The sequence below is a fragment of the Streptosporangium sp. NPDC050284 genome (assembly GCF_044459525.1).
Classification (GTDB): Bacteria; Actinomycetota; Actinomycetes; order Streptosporangiales; family Streptosporangiaceae; genus Streptosporangium.
Genome location: NZ_JBITIZ010000008.1, coordinates 63,066 through 82,731, shown reverse-complemented (window position 1 = coordinate 82,731; position 19,666 = coordinate 63,066). Strand labels below are relative to the sequence as shown.

19 protein-coding genes are annotated in these 19,666 nt (G+C 68.2%); 17 read left to right on the top strand and 2 right to left on the bottom strand.

Annotated features, from left to right (window positions below; translation table 11 throughout):
• Positions 1 to 255 precede the first annotated feature (255 nt).
• The 5 genes from ACIBH4_RS20020 (at position 256) to ACIBH4_RS20000 (ending at position 4,678) form a co-directional block, all read left to right on the top strand.
• The gene (locus tag ACIBH4_RS20020) at positions 256 to 1,875 is read left to right on the top strand and encodes an ATP-binding protein (protein WP_362507534.1); all 1,620 of its coding nucleotides are present in this window, start codon (positions 256 to 258) and stop codon (positions 1,873 to 1,875) included.
• A 98-nt stretch (positions 1,876 to 1,973) separates the two neighbouring features.
• On the top strand, positions 1,974 to 2,408 hold the full coding sequence (locus ACIBH4_RS20015; protein WP_362507531.1) for a roadblock/LC7 domain-containing protein: 435 nt from the start codon (positions 1,974 to 1,976) through the stop codon (positions 2,406 to 2,408).
• The gene (locus ACIBH4_RS20010) at positions 2,405 to 2,761 is read left to right on the top strand and encodes a DUF742 domain-containing protein (protein ID WP_362507528.1); all 357 of its coding nucleotides are present in this window, start codon (positions 2,405 to 2,407) and stop codon (positions 2,759 to 2,761) included. Before ACIBH4_RS20015 ends, ACIBH4_RS20010 begins: the two co-directional genes overlap by 4 nt.
• 4 nt (positions 2,762 to 2,765) lie before the next feature.
• Positions 2,766 to 3,365: an ATP/GTP-binding protein gene (locus tag ACIBH4_RS20005; protein ID WP_362507525.1), complete on the top strand. Its 600-nt coding sequence runs from the start codon at positions 2,766 to 2,768 to the stop codon at positions 3,363 to 3,365.
• A complete protein-coding gene (locus tag ACIBH4_RS20000) occupies positions 3,362 to 4,678 on the top strand; it encodes a cytochrome P450 (protein ID WP_362507522.1) in 1,317 nt (438 codons plus the stop codon). The genes ACIBH4_RS20005 and ACIBH4_RS20000 overlap by 4 nt, the downstream gene beginning before the upstream one ends.
• On the opposite strand, the gene ACIBH4_RS19995 is transcribed toward ACIBH4_RS20000, so the two are convergent.
• Entirely contained in the window at positions 4,671 to 5,723 is a 1,053-nt protein-coding gene (locus tag ACIBH4_RS19995) for a hypothetical protein (RefSeq protein ID WP_362507519.1), read from the bottom strand. The genes ACIBH4_RS20000 and ACIBH4_RS19995 overlap by 8 nt on opposite strands.
• Complete coding sequence (locus tag ACIBH4_RS19990) at positions 5,720 to 6,109, bottom strand: GntR family transcriptional regulator (protein WP_362507516.1); 390 nt, start codon at positions 6,107 to 6,109, stop codon at positions 5,720 to 5,722. Before ACIBH4_RS19990 ends, ACIBH4_RS19995 begins: the two co-directional genes overlap by 4 nt.
• A 59-nt stretch (positions 6,110 to 6,168) precedes the next feature.
• Between ACIBH4_RS19990 and ACIBH4_RS19985 the strand changes: the two genes are divergently transcribed.
• From ACIBH4_RS19985 to glgB, 12 genes are all read left to right on the top strand, one after another.
• A complete protein-coding gene (locus tag ACIBH4_RS19985) occupies positions 6,169 to 6,525 on the top strand; it encodes a hypothetical protein (protein ID WP_362507513.1) in 357 nt (118 codons plus the stop codon).
• Positions 6,522 to 7,391, top strand: a complete 870-nt coding sequence (locus ACIBH4_RS19980; protein WP_362507510.1) for an ATP-binding cassette domain-containing protein — start codon at positions 6,522 to 6,524, stop codon at positions 7,389 to 7,391. The genes ACIBH4_RS19985 and ACIBH4_RS19980 overlap by 4 nt, the downstream gene beginning before the upstream one ends.
• On the top strand, positions 7,391 to 8,185 hold the full coding sequence (locus tag ACIBH4_RS19975; protein ID WP_362507507.1) for an ABC transporter permease: 795 nt from the start codon (positions 7,391 to 7,393) through the stop codon (positions 8,183 to 8,185). Before ACIBH4_RS19980 ends, ACIBH4_RS19975 begins: the two co-directional genes overlap by 1 nt.
• 237 nt (positions 8,186 to 8,422) lie before the next feature.
• Complete coding sequence (locus ACIBH4_RS19970) at positions 8,423 to 9,250, top strand: hypothetical protein (protein WP_362507504.1); 828 nt, start codon at positions 8,423 to 8,425, stop codon at positions 9,248 to 9,250.
• Positions 9,247 to 10,005 carry an aldolase/citrate lyase family protein gene (locus ACIBH4_RS19965; protein WP_362507501.1) on the top strand — a complete coding sequence of 253 codons (759 nt, stop codon included), beginning with the start codon at positions 9,247 to 9,249 and terminating at the stop codon, positions 10,003 to 10,005. Before ACIBH4_RS19970 ends, ACIBH4_RS19965 begins: the two co-directional genes overlap by 4 nt.
• 64 nt (positions 10,006 to 10,069) lie before the next feature.
• Complete coding sequence (locus tag ACIBH4_RS19960) at positions 10,070 to 10,786, top strand: 2OG-Fe(II) oxygenase (protein ID WP_362507498.1); 717 nt, start codon at positions 10,070 to 10,072, stop codon at positions 10,784 to 10,786.
• 36 nt (positions 10,787 to 10,822) lie between these two features.
• Entirely contained in the window at positions 10,823 to 11,689 is an 867-nt protein-coding gene (locus ACIBH4_RS19955) for an SDR family oxidoreductase (protein ID WP_362766425.1), read from the top strand.
• 364 nt (positions 11,690 to 12,053) lie between these two features.
• Positions 12,054 to 13,364 (top strand): PHB depolymerase family esterase, encoded by a 1,311-nt coding sequence (locus ACIBH4_RS19950; protein WP_362766428.1) that lies wholly within the window; start codon positions 12,054 to 12,056, stop codon positions 13,362 to 13,364.
• Positions 13,365 to 13,506: 142 nt separating this feature from the next.
• Positions 13,507 to 14,988 carry a M6 family metalloprotease domain-containing protein gene (locus tag ACIBH4_RS19945; protein ID WP_362766431.1) on the top strand — a complete coding sequence of 494 codons (1,482 nt, stop codon included), beginning with the start codon at positions 13,507 to 13,509 and terminating at the stop codon, positions 14,986 to 14,988.
• Between the two features lie 93 nt (positions 14,989 to 15,081).
• On the top strand, positions 15,082 to 15,756 hold the full coding sequence (locus tag ACIBH4_RS19940; protein ID WP_362507486.1) for a hypothetical protein: 675 nt from the start codon (positions 15,082 to 15,084) through the stop codon (positions 15,754 to 15,756).
• 3 nt (positions 15,757 to 15,759) lie between these two features.
• Positions 15,760 to 17,001, top strand: a complete 1,242-nt coding sequence (locus ACIBH4_RS19935) for a copper amine oxidase (RefSeq protein WP_362507483.1) — start codon at positions 15,760 to 15,762, stop codon at positions 16,999 to 17,001.
• A gap of 289 nt (positions 17,002 to 17,290) precedes the next feature.
• On the top strand, positions 17,291 to 19,594 hold the full coding sequence (gene glgB, locus ACIBH4_RS19930) for a 1,4-alpha-glucan branching protein GlgB (RefSeq protein ID WP_362507480.1): 2,304 nt from the start codon (positions 17,291 to 17,293) through the stop codon (positions 19,592 to 19,594).
• Positions 19,595 to 19,666: the final 72 nt, after the last annotated feature.

The window sequence follows — 19,666 nt, the reverse complement described above, 5'->3', positions numbered from 1 at the left end:
GATGCGTTGACTACTGGTTGATTAAAACTGAAACACATGGTTCGAGAGTGACTGTCTGTTCTTGACCGTAGCCATGGTGCTACGGTGTCTGCCTGTTCACGCTCTGCTGTTGAAACGGCACCGCATGGCCGTCCCGCCCGACAGGGAACAGCAGGTTCGACGCGGCCTTGTCATGCCCTGCCGCCACCCCCGAGGACGCCGATGTCAGTAGATGTACCCCACCGGGCGCGGAAAAGGTTTTCACCGAGGGAACTGGTGGTCCTCGCCGCTCTCGGCACCATGGTCATTACGGCCTGCGCGTGGTTGTGGGCGATATACGCCGCCCCCTATGAGGCCAGAGGGCTGATGGCGCTCGTCGGCGGGGTCTCGGCCCTGCTGCTGTCCGGTGCCGTCGCCGCCGCCGTCCACTACGCCGGCACCGGTCGCCGGCTGCGTGAGCAGGCCGAGTGGGCCGGCGCGCGGTTCACCTGGCTGGAGCGGGAAACGCTGCGAATGGCCGAGGAGTCGCTGCCCTCGCTGGGACGTCAGGTGCGCGACGGCGCCTCGGTCGCCGACGCGCTCTCCCAGATGCCGCAGCCTCCGGAAGGCCCGCTGCGGCACCTGCTCGGCTCGGCCGGGCACGAGCTCGAACTGCTCGAACGCGAGCGCGCCGTCGCCCAGGCCTCCCGAGAGACGACCGAGGACGAGATCTCCCGGCTGATCGACGAAACGCTGCCGGAACTGGTCAGGCGGATCCAGACGAACCGGATGGCGGTGAACTCCGCGCTGGCCGAGATACACCAGCCGGAGCACGAGCCGCTGCGCGACCTGCTGCGCGAGACGGCGCGGCAGCTCTCCGAGAGCGAGCGCAGGGGCACCGCCGTGATGGCGGCGTGCGCCGGGGCTGCGGCCCGGGTACAGGCACAGGCCACCAGCCTGCTCGCCCGGCTGCGCGAGCTGGAGGAGCAGTACGGCGAGCACGAGGAGGTGTTCGCCGACCTGCTGGACCTGGACCACCGCATCTCCCAGGTGAGCCGGCTGGCGGACAACGTCGCGCTGCTGAGCGGCGGCCGTTCCGGGCGGCGATGGACCCGGCCGATCGTCATGGAGAGCGTCCTGCGCGGCGCGATGGGCCGCATCGGCGGCTACCGGCGCATCCGGCTGCACTCCACCAGCACCGCCGCCGTCGCGGGATACGCGGCCGAGGGCGTGATGCACGCACTGGCCGAGTTGATGGACAACGCCGCCACGTTCTCGGCGCACGGCACCGAGGTCCACGTGTACGTGGACGAGGAGGACGCCGGTGTGGTGATCACGATCGAGGACAGTGGCCTGGGGATGCGCCCGCGCGAGCGGCAGCACGCCGGCAGGATCGTGTCCGAGCCGCTCGACATGCGGACGCTGTCCGGTACCCGGCTGGGCCTGGCGGTCGTGGGACGCCTGGTCGACAAGTACGGGATGACGGTCAGCTTCCGGTCGTCCGCCCGCGGTGGCATGGGGGTCGTGATGCTGATCCCGCGCCTGCTGATCACGCAGCCCCTGCCGGTCACCGTGCCGCCCGACGCCGAGGCGTTGATCCGCCGCCCCGTGCGGGCCACCGTACAGGCCACTGCGCAGGCCGCCGTGCGGACCACCGCGCAGGCCACGGCGTCGGCTACCGTGCCGGCACCGGCCGTACCCGCGCAGGAGGGGCCGGCCGACGAGTCAGAAGATCTGCTGCCCAGGCGGCGCCGGGGGCAGACGCTGGCCGAGGCGACCAGGGCTCGGCAGGCGTCGCCGGCCAAGCCCGTGCGCGAGGGGCGTGACTCGGCTGCGAGGTTCGCCGCGTTCCGCCAGGCCGGCGGCCGTGGGCCTACGTCCCCTCCGGCCCCTTCCCCGGCCCCGGGCGACTCTTGACACGTGTCCGCCGACCACCGGACATCTTTGGATTCACAGATGAGGAGGCAGGGGCCGTCCCTCCCGGGCCCGCGCCGAAGGGGCACCCCGTCGTTTCTATGAGCACAACCGACGCTTCGAACACCACCGATCGTGACTTCGACTGGCTACTGGAGAACCTCAAGAAGAAGACCCCGGGGATCAGGCATGTGCTGGTGCTGACCAGGGACGGCCTGAAGATGAGCTTCACCGCCGGTCTCGGCCGGGACGGGGCCGACCAGCTCTCCGCCCTGGCCGCCGGGATCCAGAGCCTCTCGCTGAGCGCCTCCGCCGAGTTCGGGGACGGCATCGGAGCGGGGCAGGCGATGGTGGAGTTCGCCGGCGGACTGCTGCTCATCGTGCCGGCCGGGGACGGTGCCCACCTGGCCGTGGTCGCCGACGAGGACGGCGAGGTGGGGCTTATCGCGCACAACATGAACGAACTGGTGGAGCAGATCGGGGTCTACCTCACCGCGGCACCGCGGCAAACGCAGAGTGGCGACGACCGCGGATGACACGGCGAGCCATCGACCGCGAAGACCCCGACCGGCTCTACACGGTCACCGGAGGGCGTACCAGCGCCGACGAGAAGACCTTCGACTCCGTCTCCCTCATCGTCAGTGAGTGCACCCCCACCCCCGGTATGCAGTCCGAGCACATCAAGATCCTGCGGATGGCCCAGCGGCCGACGGCGGTGGTGGAGATCTCGGCGGAACTGCGACTGCCGGTCAGCGTGGTGAAGATCCTGCTATGCGACCTGCTGGACACCGGTCGCATCACCGTCCGTCATCCGTCGACCGCCGTACAGGCCGGACGACCGGATCCAGAAATCCTGAGGCAGGTGCTCGTTGCACTCCACAACCTCTGACCAGATGGCGGCCGCCGTGCGAACGCCACTACGCACCACCGCCGCGGACGCCCTGAAAATCGTGGTCGTCGGCGGGTTCGGGGCGGGAAAGACGACCTTGGTCGGCTCGGTGAGCGAGATCCGCCCGCTGAGCACCGAGGAGGTCATGACCCAGGCGAGCGTGGGCATCGACGACGCCAGCCAGGTACGGAACAAGTCGACCACCACGGTGGCCTTCGACTTCGGCCGGATCACGCTGAACGCGAGCAAGGTGCTCTACCTGTTCGGCGCGCCCGGTCAGCAGCGGTTCTGGTTCGTGTGGGACCAGTTGTTCGCCGGCAGTCTGGGCGCGGTCGTCCTGGTGGACGCCCGCCGCCTGGAGGACTCCTGGTACTCCATCGACCGGCTGGAGCACCACCGGACCCCGTTCGTCGTCGCCGTCAACCGCTTCGCCGACGGGCCCACCCTGGATGCGGTGCGCGAGGCGCTGGCACTGTCGCCCGAGGTCCCGCTCATCGACTGCGACGCGAGAGAGCGGTCCTCGGCCAAGCACGTGCTGATCACGCTCATCGAGCACCTCACCCGCACCTACGACCAGTCGCCCGCCCGAGAGAGCATGCCGTGACGAACTCCCCTCCCCTGCCCGACTCCACAGACCCGTCGGCCGCCTCGCCCGGATCGCAGAATCCCGAGCGGAGGCGGGAGTTGCTGGAGGGATACGCCGACCACGCCAATGCCGTACCCCTGTACGGGGCACTGATCGGCGACGACCCGACCGCGCTGTTCCAGGAGATGCGCCGCGAGCACGGCCCCGTCGTCCCCGTTCTCCTCGACGGCATCCCCGTCTGGTACGTGATCGGTTACCGCGAGCTGCACCATGTCGCCAGCCAGCCGCAGTTGTTCGGCCGCGACTCCCGGCGCTGGAACCTGAAGGATCACCTCCCCCCGGACTGGCCGTCGCTCCCGCAGGTGACATGGCAGCCGTCCGTGATGTACTCCGAGGGGGCCGAGCACCAGCGGCGGATCGGCGCCGTCAGTGACGCGATGGACGCCGTCGACCGCACCGAGCTGGCCATGATCTGCGAGCAGATCGCCGACCTCGCGATCGACGAGTTCGCCGGGGACGGCGAGACCGACCTGATCTCCCGGTACGCCTACCGGATCCCGGCTCAGGTCATCACCCGGCTGTTCGGGCTGGCGGAGACCGACCTGCCGGAACTGGTCGAGGACGTCAACTACGTGTTGAGCGGAGGTGAGGAGGCCCCCTCGGCGATTGCCCGAATTCTGGACAAGCTAGGCCGGCTCATCGCCGACAAGCGCACCCTGCCGGGCCACGACATCACCTCGCGCGTACTGGCACACCCCTCGCGGCTCACCGACGAGGAGATCGTCATGGATCTGATCGTCGTGATGATCGCCTCCCACGACAGCACAGCCAACTGGATCGGCAGCGCCCTGCGGCTGATGCTGGTGGACGACCACTTCTCGATGAGCCTGCAGGGCGGCCGCAGCAGCGTCGGCGAGGCGCTGAACGAGGTGCTGTGGAAGGACCCGCCCACGCCGAACCTGCCCTCACGCTGGGCCGTGCAGGACTGCGAGCTGGGCGGGCGGCGCATTCGCCGGGGCGACATGCTGGTGCTCGGCGTCACCGCGGCCAACGCCGATCCGCAGGTGCGACCGGCCGCCCATGCCGACTCCGGCGCCAACCGTGCGCACATGTCCTTCGGCCACGGCGAGTACGGTTGTCCCTTCCCCGCGCCCGAGCTCGCCGAGATCATCGCCAAGACGACCGTGGAGGTCCTTCTCGACCGGTTGCCCGACGTCTATCTCACCGTGAAACCGGACGCGCTGCGATGGCGCCCTTCGCTGTGGGTTCGCAGCCTGGAGGCCCTGCCCGTACGGTTCAGCCCGATCGTGCCGACCGGCCACCTCACCTGAGAGGCTCCCAGGTGAGGCCGACGGACGGGATCTCCGCCACGGCGAGCCAGGCGAGGCCGACGGCGACAAGGCCGAGCAGCAGCCAGGCGACGGGGTGTCCGAGGTTGAGCGTCCAGCTGGAGGAGCCCAGGCGAGCGTGGACGAGAAGGGCGGGGTCGCGCCGGTTGGCATAGATCGTGCCCGCGAGGAACCAGTGCCGGTCGTCGTCGCGCTGCGCCATCCCCGTGTCCTCCTCCTGCTCGCCGGGCAGGGCAGGCAGGCGGTGTCCCGCCTGGCCTACCCTCGTCTCCCACACCAGCCATCCGCCCAGCACGGCGACCAGCGGCAGGCCCCCCGCCACCAGCCACACGACCGTGTCCGCGACGATCCCCCACTGCCGCAACGCCCAGACGAGCAGGCTCAGATTGAGGCAGGCGGCGGACAGCAGCGACAAGGCGGCCACGCCGCGCAGGTAGACGCGGTAGCGGCGAGCCGAGGACTTGGGCCGGGCCGCGTCGAGGTCGGGCCGGGCACGCAGGACGATCAGGATCACGACGACGACCAGCAGGGTGGCCCCGGCCTGGAACAGCACGGGTTCGAACCATCCTGCCGGGGTGCCGGACGACCACCGGCCGATCCCCGCGGTGAGCAGCACGACGGCGAGGGCGGGCGATCCCCAGGCCCACGGCACGCGGACCGGATCTGTGCGGAAGGTCGTGTCCATGGTGATGCCCTGACGCCGCTCGCCCGCCCATCCTCCGCCGCTCTTGGCGGCGCGGACCTTGAGATGCGCGCGGTAGTACAACAGCAGATCGGCGACGACCAGTGCCCCGAGTGCCGCCGCGGACCACCCTGTGAGGATCGAGACCGCCGCGGCGACGGCGCCTCCCACGAGGACCAGGCGGGTGTAGGTGCGCCGCTGAGTGACGATCGCCGGGTCGCCCGCCCGCTCGGCGGTCACCCGTACCCCGAACGGCAGCGTCGACCGCGCCAGCGCGGGCAGCACCAGCATGAGGCAGGTGGCCAACATCATCAAGGCCAGGTCCGCGGCGAGAAAAGGCGTCATGGCCGTGTCCCGAAGCCGGCGACGATCGCCTCGCAGCGTCGGATCACGTCGTCACGGTCCAGGCCGTGAACGGTGGCTTCCGCCAGGAGTACTCGCATTCTCTCTTCCCAGTCTTCGGTGAATCCGGCCTCCGGCGGGCCGGTGTCGGCATCCCTGCGGATGACCGCGCCGCTCTTGCGGTTGATCCGGATGACGCCCTGCTGTCGTAGCAGGTCATAGGACTTGTTCACAGTATGGAAGTTGATGCCGAAGTCCGCGGCGAGCTGCCGCGTCGACGGTAGGGGGTCGCCTTCGCGCGCCTGCCGGCGGGCGATCGCCTCCACCACACGGTCCCTGATCTGCTGGTAGATCGGGATCTCGCTGTCCAGGTCAAGGGTGAGGTGCACATCGACATACTATCTGATATACAACTAATAGAACAGATACAACTTGTCGAGGAGGCACCATGATCCAGATACGGATTCACGAAGGAACGCTGAGCGTGCGCTTCGCCTCGTGGGCGCGACCGTTCGTCAGGACCGACCAGGTGGACGTGCCCCTGGAGGCGATCGCCGACGTGCACCACCTCGACCGGCCGCTCGGCGCCGCCAAGGGGCTGCGCTCAGGGCTGGTGGTCAGCGGCTACGTCAAGGTCGGCACGTGGACGTCCTTCGGCGGCGTCAAGCGGTTGGTGGCCGCCCGCCGAGGCGTTCCCGGCGTGCGGGTCGTCCTGAAGCACAGGGTGGCGGGCGTCGACGAGCTGATCCTCGGCGCTCAGGACGCCCAGGAGATCCGGCGCCGGTTGACGCGGGTGCGGCGATGAGCATCGAGGTACGCGGCCTGACCAAGGCGTTCGGCCCGGTGTCCGCCGTCACCGACCTCACCTTCCGGACCGCCCCCGGCACGGTGACCGGCTTCCTCGGGCCGAACGGCGCAGGCAAGACCACCACCATGCGGATGATGCTGGGGCTGGTCACACCCACCTCGGGCACCGCCACCATCGAAGGAAAGCGCTACGCCGACCTGACCAGGCCGTCGGCGACCGTCGGCGCGGTGCTGGACGGCTCCGGCTTCCACCCCGCCCACACGGCCCTGCACCACCTGCGGATCTACTCCCGGATGGGCGGTTATGGCAGAGCCCGCGCCCTGCGGGTCGCCGACGTGACCGGGGTGTCGGCCTTCGCCGACCGCACCACCGGCACCCTCTCCACCGGCATGCGCCAGCGTCTCAGCCTGGCCACCGCTCTGCTCGGTGACCCCCGTGTGCTCCTGCTGGACGAGCCGGGCAACGGCCTCGACCCGGAGGGCATCGCCTGGCTGCGCGCTTTCCTGCGTGACCTGGCCGCCGAGGGCCGCACCATCCTGATCTCCAGCCACGTCCTCGGCGAGATCGAGCGGACAGCCGACCACATCGTGGTGATACGTCAGGGACGACTGGTCACCGCGGGCCCCATCTCCGAGCTGTACGGCAAGGCGGCCGTGCTTGTCCGGTCACCGCGGGCGGACCTGCTCAGAAGTCACCTCACGGTCCCCGCCGAGGTCCTTGGACCGGACACCCTGCGCATTCACGACATGACCGCCGCGCAGGTCGCGGCCGTCGCGGCGGATCACGGCATCGCCCTGCACGAGATCACCCCCGAACGCCCCACCCTTGAGCAGACCTTCCTCGATCTCACCGGAGACCATTGATGATCGCTCTCATCGCGGCGGAATGGAGCCGCCTGACCGGCACCAGACTATGGCTGTGGGGGCTGCTGGCCGCTCTCGGCAGCGGTGCCTTCACCGGGATGCTCGCGTTCGTCGGGCCGGAGAACTTCACCCCGCCCATGCCGGGCCTGGAGACGGCCGAAGGCGTGCACATCGTGCTCGGCCTGCTCGGGTTCACCATGTTCGTCCCCGCGCTGCTCGGAACGGCCGCGGTGACCGCCGAGCATCGGCACCGGACCATCACCACCACGGCGCTGTTCGCCCCCCGGCGATGGACCTGGCTGGTGGCCAAGCTCCTCACCTACACCGGAAGCGGACTCACCTACGGTCTCATCGCCTGCACCGCCGCCGCCGGTGCCCTCTTCTCCGCGGCGGCGCTCAGGGGTGTCGTACTCGGCCTGCCCACGAGCACCGTCCTGGCACTCCTGGCCCGTATCGCTCTGGCCATGGCCCTCTACACCCTGCTCGGAGCCGCGGTGGGGGCGATCCTGCGCAACCAGGTGGCGGCACTCGTCACCGTCGGCGCCTACCTCTACATGATCGAGATCGTCCTCATGCTCATCCCGGGCGTCAAGGCGGCCTACCCTTACCTGCCCGGTGGCGCGACCGCCGCGCTGACCGGATTCACCTACCTCGCCGACGCCATCGCCGACCAGACCGATACATCGGCCGCCGTGTTGCTCTCCGCGCCGGTCGGCGCCGCCGTACTGCTCGCCTATGCCCTGATCGCCACCGCCGTCGCCGTCGCGGCACCACTCAGGCGAGACATCACCTGAAAGATCTACCGGAACACCTGGTGATCCATCCGCCCGCACCCCTGTCCGCTCGCACCTGTTTACATCTGTTTACGCCCATGCATTCCGGTCAGAAAAAGGTGACCGATCACTGAAATCCATTGGATATGTCGCGAATCATCGTCGGGCACTCGCGATATAGGCCTACAAAGGATCGTGGTGCGGGCGTAACCTGATCGCCAGACGATCGGCCGGACACTGACACGAGCAGGTGGCGCGTTGAGTGACGAGGCGACTCGCGTGGCAGGGAAACTCGCAATGTGGCTGTCAGGGCTATTTGTGATCGTTGCGCTGCCCGTCGGAGTCATAAACCTGTTTCTCCCCCGGCCGATACCCGTACCACTCGATCTCGTGGCCGGATATCTCCTGGGCACCTTGGCGACCTTCATCGGGTATGTCTACGGGCGCCTCGAAAACATCCGCGACAGGCAGGAGAGGCTGCTCAGGCAACCGGCGAGGGGAATCGAGGTCTTCACCACCAGCGAGGAGTTTCTTGAGAAGCTGGTCGGCATCACCGTCGGGGCCACCACCGTCAGCACCCTGAACCTGTCGCCGCCCAAGGGAGAACATCCCGGTCTGGACAAGTATTTCACGGAGGTTCACAACAGCATAAAAAGTCGCCGTAGCCCGCTCAAGAGCTTCCGCAGCATAGCCAGTGTGGACACCCTGCAGAAGTCGTTGTGGCTCGCCGAGCGGAGTTGCGAGTTACTCGCCACCGGGCGGGTCTCCTTCGCGGTGTTCGACCAGGACTACATCGGCCCTCTGCCCCATCCACTCAGCCTGCACATCACCTACAAGGAGGGCCGGGTGAACGTTTTCATATTCCCGCCGGTCGACCTGACGGGATCGATGGATTCGGTGCTGATCTCCGATCCGGTGCTGGCGAAGATCATGCTCGACTACTTCAACATGCTGTGGCATTTCTCGCCGAAGATAAACGAGGGAAAACAGGTCCGGGCAGCCGGTCTGGAGCGATTGGTCAAACTCAATCCCGACATTGAGCACAGCGTTCACTACCAGACACTCAAGAAGGCACTCAACTCGTGAACAACCTCAGAAGCAGACTGGACTCACAGGACGTCCTGCTGGGCACTTTGATCACTCTGGATTCCCCGGAGGTGGCACTGCTGCTCCAGAAAGCCGGGTTTTCCTGGTTCTTCCTTGACCTCGAACATTCAGCCATACTCGATCTGAAGAGTACGCAGAGAATCATCGAGGTGCTGCAGCCCGCGTCATATGCCGTGATCCGGGTTCCCGACGACTCGGAGACATGGATCAAACACGCGCTGGACACGGGTTGCGACGGAATCATCGTTCCCCATGTGTCAACCGCCCAGCAGGCCAGAATCACCGTGGAGCGAGCGAAATATCCCCCTGCGGGCAGGAGAAGCGTCGGCATAGCGAGGGCTCACGGTTACGGAACGAGTTTCGCGAGATATCTGGAGACCTCGGGCGAGAGCGTGGCCGTGATCGCTCAGATAGAAGACACGGAGGGCGTCGAGAACATTCACGACATCCTGAACGTACGAGGCATCGACGCGGTCTTCGTCGGACCGTACGACCTCTCGGGCAGCATGGGGATCCTCGGTGACCTCGCCAACCCCCTGCTCACCGAGATGATCGACCGCGTCCGCACCGCGTGCGAGGAGAGCGGGGTCCCCCTGGGCATCTTCTGCCCGAGCACCGCCGCCGCGAGAAAAGAGGTCGATCACGGCGCGACGCTGATCGCCGTCGGGTCGGACACCGGCTACGTCTTCGCCGGAGGTTCCGCCGCGTTGACGGAGCTACGACAGAAGGGGTGACCACTTGTTGATCAGATCGCCCTCACTGGAGCAATCCCTGGGAGACCTCCTGAGTGATCCGGCCGTGCTGGCCCTGCAGGTGCCTTCCTATGTATCGGACCGGATATGCGAACACGCCCGATTGAATGCGATCCCATCGGTCCTGGAGAGTTCGCTCCAGAGAATATACAGAAGTCAGGTCAAGGCCTTCTCCGAGACCGTGAGCGGTGAGGCCGACGGCTCGGAGGAATACCTGAGGCGGTCCCGGTCGGTCCTGCGCTCGCTCAGGGAGGCGTTTCTTCCCTTCGCGAATCCGGCGGACGTGTTCAGGGCGGAGATCGACGAGATCTGGCCGGGTGGCGCGGGTCTCCTGAAATATCATGACCAGCCCCTTGTCTTCGGAATGATGAGAAGCTGGGAGGCGGGAATGTCCGCCTTGCCGCACTTCGACATCATCGGCGAGGCCGGCCCGACCCTCCGCGGCAGGTTCCGGTTCACGGAACAGTTCGGGGTGAACCTGTATCTGGAGGCCCCGGAGGACGGCGGAGAACTACATGTCTGGGACCTGACCTTCGAAGGGGTCAAATCTTGGAATATCCCCTCCATATCAGGGACGTATGGCTTCGATGCAGAAAGCCTGCCTTCGCCTGACATCACCATAAAGCCAGGCGTCGGCGACCTGGTCATCATCAGGTCAACACGACTCCATGCGGTGAAAGAGACGACACAGGGGCGGCGTGTCAGCATTTCAGGATTCTTGGGGAGGGAGCAGACGTCGGATATCCTGCGCCTCTGGAGCTGACCTCATGAAGCCACGGCACCAATCGATGGGCAATTCATGTATAACAGTCATCACGGCCTTTCCGCAACGATGTCGGCGCACGATCAGAATAATTCATGGAGCCTGGACGATATGGCTCCAGCCAGCCTGTTCGACATGAGCGGAAAAGTCGCCCTGATCACGGGAGCCGGTGGCGGGGTCGGAGGATGGTTGACCGCGGGGCTCGCCGCGGCGGGGGCACGTGTCATCGTCAGCGATGTCAGTGTGGAACGCTGCGCGGATCTCATATCCCTGCTGGAGGCGGGGAAGGCGGAATTCGCGGTGGCGCCGGCCGATCTGCGGGACCCACGCGCCCCTGAGAATCTCGCGGACGCGGTGAAGAAGGAATTCGGCGCCCTCCACGTGCTGGTGAACGCCGCCGCCATCAACACCAGAGAGCCCATAGCGAACGTCACCCCCGAACTGTGGACCGAGATTTCCGATGTGAATCTGAAGGCGGCGTATTTCCTCGCCCGCGAGGCGATGCTCGTCATGCGGGCGACGGGGGGCGGCTCCATTATCAACGTCACGTCGATCAACACGGAGATCGGGCTCGAAGGTGTCTCCGTCTACGGCGCGAACAAGGCCGCCCTGGCGCAGGTGACCAAGACGATGTGCATCGAATGGGCCCGATACAACATCAGGGCGAACTGCATATCCCCCGGATTCCTGATGACCTCGCTGTCCCGGCCCCTCTGGGAGGACGCCGACCGCGCCTCCTGGATCCTGGAGCGCTGCCCCCTGCGCAGGCCGGGGATGCCCTCGGAACTGGTCGGGGCGTGCCTGCTTCTCGCCTCGGACGCGGGGTCCTTCATCTCCGGGACGAGCATCCGCGTCGACGGCGGGCTCGTCGCCGGAAGCCCGTGGAAATCCGTGCCCGGCTGAGCACCGCCCCGTTGAGTCCGAGTCCTCCGTACGCCACCCGGAACGTGCCTGGGAAGGCGGGAGGATGGAAACTTTCATCGAAGGGGGCGGGGGCATCCGTACTGCTTTCGGCACCAAAGGTGTTTCTCACCTGCGGGAAACCGCCATGGAAAGGAAAGCGTACGCCGGACGCGAACCCGCATCTCCACTCTGTGATTGAAAATTTCGGCTAACAAATTTAACTTTCGGCGACAAGCGTAAGACGTCGAACGCCGGGGCCACGACGGTCAGGGGGCTCCGGCGATCGGCCATGGCCGAAAGGAGACCGACGATGTCCGACAGCGATGTTCCACGCCGGACCGACCGGGGGCCGGGGAAGAGTCGGATGAGGACGGCCCTGCGAGTGGTGTGCGCGGTCCTTCCCCTCCTGCTCGGCTTCGCGCTCACGACCTCGCCCGCGTCCTCCGCCTCCCTGGTGGAGGTCACCGGCTTCGGGACGAACCCCAGCAACCTGCGGATGCACCTCTACGTCCCGGACCGGGTGGCGCCCCGTCCCGCCATCCTGCTCGCGGTGCACTACTGCACCGGCTCCGGCCCAGCCTTCTACTCCGGCACGCAGTTCGCCTCGCTCGCCGACCAGTACGGGTTCATCGTGATCTACCCGTCGGCCACCCGCAGCGGAAACTGCTTCGACGTCTCCTCCTCCGAGGCGCTCAGGCGCGGCGGCGGGAGCGACCCGGTCGGGCTGATGTCGATGGTGAACTACGTCCAGCAGCGTCACAACGGCGACCCCTCCCGGGTCTACGTGACCGGCGCCTCCTCAGGCGCGATGATGACGGAGGTCATGCTGGGCCTGTACCCGGACGTGTTCAAGGCCGGGGCGGCCTTCATGGGAGTGCCCTTCGGCTGCTTCGCCAGCTCCTCGGGATGGAACAGCGAGTGCGCCAACGGCACGATCGTGAGGACCCCCCAGGAGTGGGGCAACCTCGTACGGGCCGCCTATCCCGGATACACCGGCGCCCGGCCCCGCGTCCAGCTGTGGCACGGCACCGAGGACTCCACCCTGCGCTATCCGAACCTGGGCGAGGCGGTCAAGCAGTGGACCAACGTCCACGGCCTGAGCCAGATGCCGACCTCCACCGACACCCCCCGGCAGGGCTGGAACCGCAGCCGCTACGCCGACTCCACGGGCACCGTCAAGGTCGAGGCCTACAGCCTGCCGGGTGTCGGGCACAACCTGCCCCAAGGCGGGATGGCCGAGTCCGCGATCCAGTTCTTCGGCCTGAACACCCCGACCCCGACCCCGACGCCCACCCCCACCCCGACGCCCACGCCCACGCCCACTCCGACCCCGACCCCGACGCCCACCCCCACGCCCGGCGGCGCCTCCTGCCGGGTGACCTACAGCGCCAACAGCTGGAACACCGGCTTCACCGCCAACCTGACCGTCACCAACACCGGCACCTCGACGATCAACGGCTGGGAGCTGAAGTTCACCTTCCCCGGCAACCAGCAGGTCACCCAGGGCTGGAGCGCCACCTGGTCGCAGTCCGGCCAGGTCGTGACCGGCCACAACGCCTCCTACAACGGCACCCTGACCCCCGGGCAGTCCGCCGGAATCGGCTTCAACGGCGCCTACAGCGGCACCAACGCCGCCCCCGGCTCCTTCACCCTGAACGGCTCGACCTGTAGCTGACCTCGGGGACACGACATCGGCTGCCTCCGGAACCCGGAGGCAGCCGATGTCGCACATGTCACCGGTTGAGTAGGGGACTACTCACGACACGAACCCCCACGAGCCCTACCTTCGCCGCAAGAACGGACGATGGGGGGACACCATGCATCTCGTTCCGCTGGCGCCAGACGCGCTGGACAGGCTGGAGGCACGCTTCCACGAGCTGAGGATCGCCGGGATCCTGCCCGAGCACCTGACGTTCGAGGACTACTACGCGGTGTGGCGCTCCGAGCGTCGGGGACCGCGCGCGGCGGGGCTGGACGACGGCAGCGTCACCCCACAGGCCCCCGACGCGAGCCTGATCAGCCGGCCGCCCAGGAAGCTCAGGGGCGTCGTCAGGACCCTGGTGCTGCCCGTCGACTTCGACGACCGGCCGCACGACCCCGCCCACGACGCGGCGCACTTCGAACGGCTGCTGTTCGGCACCCAGCCGGGCAGCATGCGCGACTTCTACCGGAAGGTGAGCGGCTTCGACGGCGGCCCGGAAGGGCGGGGCATCGACGTGCAGGGCGAGGTGTTCGGCTGGTTCCGGCTGCCGCGGACGCTCGCCTTCTACGCCAACGACAAGTCGGGGATGGACGAGCGCAACTTCCCGCGCAACGCCCAGGGCATGGCGCGCGACGCCGTGCTCGCCGCCCTGGAGGCGGGCGTCGTCTTCGACCCCTCCTACGACGCGCTCGGCGAGAACCGGGTCACCGCGCTCTTCGTCGTGCACGCGGGTCCCGGCGCCGAGACCTTCTCCGACGCCGCCGGGCTGCAGTTCATCTGGAGCCTGAAGTGGACCGTCGGCGAGCAGCCGATCACGGTCGGGCCCGGTCTCCAGGTGAGCACCTTCCTCACCGTTCCCGAAGACTGCAACGTCGGCGTCTGCGCCCACGAGTGGGGGCACCTGGCCGCGCGCTGGGCCGACTACTACGACACCGACCGGGCTCAGACCGGCGTCAAGTCGCACGGGCTGGGCAACTTCTGCCTGATGGCGGCGGGGTCGTGGGGCAACGGGGGCGTCACGCCCGTCTTCCCGACCAGCATGCTGCGCATGTTCCACGACTGGGTCACCCCGCGCCTGGTCACCGAGACCACCCGCGGCATCACGCTGCGGCCGGCGGCCGAGGGCGGCGACTTCGTCGTCGTCCACAACGACCGGACGATGACGAGCACGCAGTACGTCGTCGTGGAGTACCGCCGCCGGCGGGGGCAGGACGAGTTCCTGCCCGACCAGGGCATCGCCGCCTACGTGGTGGACGAGGCCGTTCCCAATGTCGACGACGAACGGCGCCTCGCGATCGAGCTGATGCAGGCCGACGGCCTGCGCCAGCTCGCCAGGCCGGGCAGCCTGGGCAACAGGGGCGACGCGAACGACCTGTACCCCTCGCAGGGCAACGCGAGGATCGGCAGGGACACCTCACCGGCGCTGAACCTGCCCGAGGGCAGGTGGACGGGCGTGACCATCGAGGTCTCCGGCACACCGGGCGACGACGAGATGACGATCGACGTCATCGTCGCCTCGTGGCCGCGCGACTCCGTGACCACGTGGCCCGCCATGGCTCTGAACGTGGATGAAAGCCCACAAAAACCAACAACGTAAACCAAAAGTGCAATACGCCTTTGGACCCGCCGAGAGACTCACCGATCGCTACTCTTCGCAAGGAAAAGTCAACGGTGAGTAAAGAAGGTGCTCATGGGGCGAAGACTGATGGTGATGGCGGTCGCGGGGGCGGGGGTGGCCGTCGTCGCCGGGGCGGCGCTGTTCGTCTCCGGCGAGCAGGGGTCGCAGGCCGCGGGGGCCGCCCTGCGAGCGCCCGCGCGGGAAGACCCGCTGACCGGCCAGGAGGTCGCGCAGGCCACCACGATCGCGTCGGCGGGATCCAGATCACACATGGCCGCCGGCCGGATCAAGCTGCTCTACGTGGAGCGCGACGACGACAAGGACGCCTCCGACCGGCGCCGCGCCGACGCGTACCTCTACGACTACGGCAGCGACAGGCTCATCGTGCGGACCGTCGACCTCGGCCGGGGCAAGGTCGTACGGGAGACCGTGGCGCGGGGGGTGCAGCCACCGCCGTCGAAGGAGGAGGAGACGACGGCCGCCGCCCTCCTGCTCGCCCACCCGGGATACGGCAAGACCGTGCGCGAGGCGTACACCAAGGCAGGGGGCGGACCGCTGAGGTCGGCGGCGGAGCTGGGGCTGCGCGGGCTGATCTTCACCCCGTACGGCGAGCGCGGGTCAGCCAAGGAGTGCGACGTCCACCGGTGCCTGCGGCTGTTCGTCCGGTTGCCCGACGGCACCTGGCTGGACACCAGCCGGATGGTCGTCGACCTGTCCGCCAAGAAGATCCACACCCTGGAGTGGTAATCCGTGTTCCTCCGCCTCACCCTTTCCTGCGCCCTGCTCGCCGGAGGGCTCGCCGCACCGCCCTCCGCGCCGAGAGCACCAATACCGCCGCTGCCGCCACAGCTCACCTCCTCCGGCGCGGCGCCGCCCTCCGGCCCGCCGACGGCACCGGCGGCGACGGGGACCGGCGCGCGGCCCGCGGCGGCCCCCTGCAACGCGCCGTACCGCGTCGACAAGACCCTGCCCAACGGGGCACGCTGGCAGCTCTGCTGGGAGATGCGCAACGTCGAGGGCCTCACCCTGACCGGGATCGTCTACACCCCGAGAGGCCATCGGCCGATCACCGTGCTGCGCAGCACCTCGCTCGCCCAGATCCACGTGCCGTACGACAGGGGCAGGCCCCGCTACCACGACATCGGCTCGCTGGGATATGCCGCCATCCCGCTGCGGGCCGCGGACTGCCCGCTGGGCGAGCGCCGCGAGCAGTTCGTCTGCGTGACGACGAGGGCGCGCGGCCACGCGTACCTCAAGGCGGTCCCCGATCAGCTGAACATGACGGCCCAGGGGCGTGACCTGGTGGTCTTCGCCGCCTTCCAGGTCGGCTGGTACACCTACCTCGCCGAGTGGGCCTTCTCCGACGACGGCGCGATCACCCCGCGCGTGGGGGCCACGGGGTCGCTCGCCGGGTTCACCACCACGCCCGAGCACGGCTGGCCCATCGGGGTGGGCGCCACCGGGTTCGAGGCGAACCACACCCACAACATCTTCTGGCGCCTGGACTTCGACGTGGCGGGCCGGGCGGACGACGTCGTGGAGCAGTACGACTTCGGCGGCTCCGGCACCGCGACCCGCAAGATTCAGCGGACGGTGTTCGGGACGGAGACCAAGGCCGTCAGCAGGCCGATGCGCTGGTGGCGGGTGGTCGACAGGAAGGTGCGCAACGCCGACGGGCACCGTGTCTCCTGGGAGATCAACAACTCCGACACCGCCCAGTACCGGGGTCCGGCCGACGAGGCCTTCACCCGGGCCGATCTCTACGTCACCGACTACCGCTCCTGCGAGCGGCTCGCGACGGTCAACCCGTCTCCCGGGTGCGCCCTGTCCGTCGACCGCTACACCAACGGGGAGCGGCTCACCGATCCGGTCCTGTGGGTCAACGTCGGCTACCACCACGTCCCCCGCGACGAGGACGCCGACCCCATGCCGAGCCACTGGCAGGGGTTCCGCATCACCCCCCGCGACGTCACCGCCAAAAACCCGCACTGAACTGCTACTTTCTGCTGCTTTATGCAGTTTTTGATCGCACGGAGCGGCACCGGGTGGTGTTAGGTGACGTGATCATTGGAATCGGCCGGTTCAACCGGGACGCCGCCGCCGATGATCGGATACGGTCGGCGAACAGCGTTGTGATGGCCCCCACATGACCGACAATCGTGACTTTTCCCTCCTTTGGCTCCGCACGTTTCCCAATACGCATGGTGATAGCGGACATGGGCATGGGTTCGGTCACCCGAGTAGGGCAAGGTAGGGGCTATCGATCTACGGGAGTAAAGCCATGAGCGCGCACTTGGACCTGGACCGGCTCGCGGGCGGAGCACATCATGATCCGCACTCGATCCTCGGGTCGCACCTGGGTCCCGAGGGCGTGACGATCCGGACGCTGCGCCCCATGGCGCAGCAGGTCCAGGCGCTCGTGGACGGCAAGTCCCACGACATGAAGCACGTCGCCCACGGCGTGTTCGCGGTCACCCTGCCCGGAGTCGACAAGATCCCCGACTACCGCCTCCGGATCGCCTACGCCGGCGCCGAGCCGTACGAGACCACCGATCCCTACCGGCACTGGCCCACCCTGGGCGAGATGGACCTGCACCTCATCGGCGAGGGACGCCACGAGCGGCTCTGGGAGGTCCTCGGCGCGCGGGTGATGCGGCACGAGGACGTGGACGGCACCGCCTTCGCCGTCTGGGCGCCCAACGCCCGCGGCGTGCGGGTCATCGGCGACTTCAACCACTGGGACGGCGCCGCGTACCCCATGCGCTCGCTCGGCGGGTCGGGCGTGTGGGAGCTGTTCGTCCCCGGCCTCGGCCCCGGCGACCGCTACAAGTTCAGCATCCTCGGTGTGGACGGGGTCTGGCGGGCCAAGGCCGACCCGATGGCCCGGCGCACCGAGCTGCCCCCCGCGACCGCGTCGGTGATCGAGAAGTCGGAGTACGTCTGGCGGGACGACGAGTGGATGCGGCGCCGCGCGGAGGGTGACGCCCTGCGGGAGGCGATGAGCGTCTACGAGGTGCACCTCGGCTCGTGGCGCCCCGGCCTGTCCTACCGCGAGCTCGCCGTCGAACTGGTCGACTACGTGGTGGACATGGGCTTCACGCACGTGGAGCTGATGCCGGTGGCCGAGCATCCGTTCGGCGGCTCCTGGGGTTACCAGGTCACCTCCTACTACGCCCCGACGTCGCGTTTCGGCTCCCCCGACGACTTCCGCCACCTCGTCGACGCCCTGCACGAGGCGGGCATCGGGGTGCTGGTCGACTGGGTCCCCGCGCACTTCCCGATGGACGACTGGGCGCTGGCCAGGTTCGACGGCACCCCGCTGTACGAGCACGCCGACCCCGCGCGGGGCGAGCACCCCGAGTGGGGCACCTACATCTTCGACTTCGGTCGCAGGGAGGTGCGCAACTTCCTCGTCGCCAACGCCGTGTACTGGCTGCGCGAGTTCCACATCGACGGGCTGCGCGTCGACGCGGTCGCCTCGATGCTCTACCTCGACTACTCGCGGCGCGAGGGCGAGTGGACGCCCAACGAGTACGGCGGCAGGGAGAACCTCGACGCGGTCGCGTTCCTCAAGGAGATGAACGCGGTCGCCTACCGGGAGGCGCCGGGCATCGTCACCGTCGCCGAGGAGTCGACCGCCTGGCCGGGCGTCTCCCGCCCCGTGCACCTGGGCGGGCTCGGTTTCGGGTTCAAGTGGAACATGGGCTGGATGCACGACACGCTCGCGTACCTCAGGCACGAGCCGGTCTTCCGCCAGTACCACCACCACCAGATGACGTTCTCGCTGATGTACGCGTACTCGGAGAACTTCGTGCTGCCGCTCTCGCACGACGAGGTGGTGCACGGCAAGGGGTCGCTGCTCGGCAAGATGCCCGGCGACGAGTGGCAGCGGTTCGCGAACCTGCGGGCGCTGTTCGCCTTCATGTGGGCCCATCCGGGCAAGCAGCTGCTGTTCATGGGTGGTGAGTTCGGCCAGGGCTCCGAGTGGTCGGAGGAGCGCGGGCTCGACTGGTGGGTGCTCGACTTCGACGGGCACAAGGGGGTGCAGCGGCTGGTGCGCGACCTGAACCGGGTCTACAAGGAGTCTCCGGCCCTGTGGAGCGTGGACGCCTCCCCCGACGGCTTCCGCTGGATCGACGCCGACGACGCGCTGGGCAACGTCTTCTCCTTCCTGCGCCACGCCGAGGACGGCTCGGTGGTGGCGTGTGTGGCCAACTTCTCCGGCGCACCGCACGAGAACTACCGCCTCGGGCTGCCCTTCCCCGGCGAGTGGGAGGAGGTGCTCAACACCGACGCCTACGACTACGCGGGCAGCGGCGTGGGCAACCTCGGCGCCGTCCAGGCCACCGAGGAGCCGCGCCACGGTCTCCCGTACTCGGCCACGATGCGCGTCCCGCCGCTGGGCGCCCTCTGGCTGCGCCACCCCGGTGCGCTCGAACCCGCCGCGGACCAGCGCGCGGAGGAGATCGTCGAGGCCGCGGAGCAGGAGGTCGCGCGGGAGCAGCGGCTTGAGGTCGTACGGGAGGCGGCCGAGACCACCGAGTCCGAGGGACCCGGGGAGCGCCGGGAGGCCGAACCGGCCTGACCGAACTCCCCCTCCGCAGAGCCCAACAGACCAGGTGAGAACGGGCCGGTCGCGCGATTCGCGCGACCGGCC

Coding starts and splice junctions, on each gene's coding strand:
- ACIBH4_RS20015 (WP_362507531.1), top strand. CDS start 1,974: ATGAGCACAACCGACGCTTCGAACACCACCGATCGTGACTTCGACTGG.
- ACIBH4_RS20010 (WP_362507528.1), top strand. CDS start 2,405: ATGACACGGCGAGCCATCGACCGCGAAGACCCCGACCGGCTCTACACG.
- ACIBH4_RS20005 (WP_362507525.1), top strand. CDS start 2,766: ATGGCGGCCGCCGTGCGAACGCCACTACGCACCACCGCCGCGGACGCC.
- ACIBH4_RS19995 (WP_362507519.1), bottom strand. CDS start 5,723: ATGACGCCTTTTCTCGCCGCGGACCTGGCCTTGATGATGTTGGCCACC.
- ACIBH4_RS19985 (WP_362507513.1), top strand. CDS start 6,169: ATGATCCAGATACGGATTCACGAAGGAACGCTGAGCGTGCGCTTCGCC.
- ACIBH4_RS19980 (WP_362507510.1), top strand. CDS start 6,522: ATGAGCATCGAGGTACGCGGCCTGACCAAGGCGTTCGGCCCGGTGTCC.
- ACIBH4_RS19975 (WP_362507507.1), top strand. CDS start 7,391: ATGATCGCTCTCATCGCGGCGGAATGGAGCCGCCTGACCGGCACCAGA.
- ACIBH4_RS19955 (WP_362766425.1), top strand. CDS start 10,823: ATGTATAACAGTCATCACGGCCTTTCCGCAACGATGTCGGCGCACGAT.
- ACIBH4_RS19950 (WP_362766428.1), top strand. CDS start 12,054: ATGAGGACGGCCCTGCGAGTGGTGTGCGCGGTCCTTCCCCTCCTGCTC.
- ACIBH4_RS19945 (WP_362766431.1), top strand. CDS start 13,507: ATGCATCTCGTTCCGCTGGCGCCAGACGCGCTGGACAGGCTGGAGGCA.
- ACIBH4_RS19940 (WP_362507486.1), top strand. CDS start 15,082: ATGGGGCGAAGACTGATGGTGATGGCGGTCGCGGGGGCGGGGGTGGCC.
- glgB (WP_362507480.1), top strand. CDS start 17,291: ATGAGCGCGCACTTGGACCTGGACCGGCTCGCGGGCGGAGCACATCAT.